Source organism: Achromobacter marplatensis (assembly GCF_049060505.1).
In the GTDB taxonomy this organism is placed as follows: Bacteria; Pseudomonadota; Gammaproteobacteria; order Burkholderiales; family Burkholderiaceae_B; genus Achromobacter; species Achromobacter marplatensis_A.
In genome coordinates this window covers 1-545 of the sequence record NZ_JBMGRB010000035.1, presented here as the reverse complement: position 1 = coordinate 545, position 545 = coordinate 1, and the positions used below count along the sequence as shown (strand labels likewise).

Genomic DNA, 545 nt, shown 5'->3' with positions numbered 1-545 from the left:
TGAAGTCGTAACAAGGTAGCCGTATCGGAAGGTGCGGCTGGATCACCTCCTTTCAGAGCTTAAGTGCTCGTATTAAGTGTCCACTCTTATCGGTTGTTTGATATAGCTGGGATCAGTTGTAGGCTTGGGTCGAGGGAATCTTCCCTGGGTCTTCAGCTACCTGACTACTGATCCGAGAAGGTTTTGGGTCTGTAGCTCAGTTGGTTAGAGCACCGTCTTGATAAGGCGGGGGTCGTTGGTTCGAATCCAACCAGACCCACCAAAGTATTTCGCGTAGTGCTAGTCACTGTGTGGGATATGGGGGTGTAGCTCAGCTGGGAGAGCGCCTGCTTTGCAAGCAGGATGTCATCGGTTCGATCCCGTTCACCTCCACCATTGATTCTCAAATACTCACCGGGTGGTGATGTAGAGGCTAACTCATAGCGCTGTCTGCAGCGTTATGAGTTAGGTTTTACCTAACAGCTATATTCGTTCTTTAACAATCTGGAAGAAGCACAACGAAATGTACTTATCAAGTACTCGGCGCAAGCTGAAGAAGATAGGTA

The 545-nt window shown here is 48.8% G+C and carries 2 tRNA genes and 1 rRNA gene; all 3 read left to right on the top strand.

The window, feature by feature from the left end:
* A 16S ribosomal RNA gene (locus ACI0FO_RS29430) occupies positions 1–53 on the top strand; the annotation flags it as partial.
* Between the two features lie 132 nt (positions 54–185).
* A tRNA-Ile gene (locus ACI0FO_RS29425) sits at positions 186–262 on the top strand.
* Between the two features lie 37 nt (positions 263–299).
* Positions 300–375: transfer RNA gene (locus ACI0FO_RS29420), tRNA-Ala, on the top strand.
* Positions 376–545 lie beyond the last annotated feature (170 nt).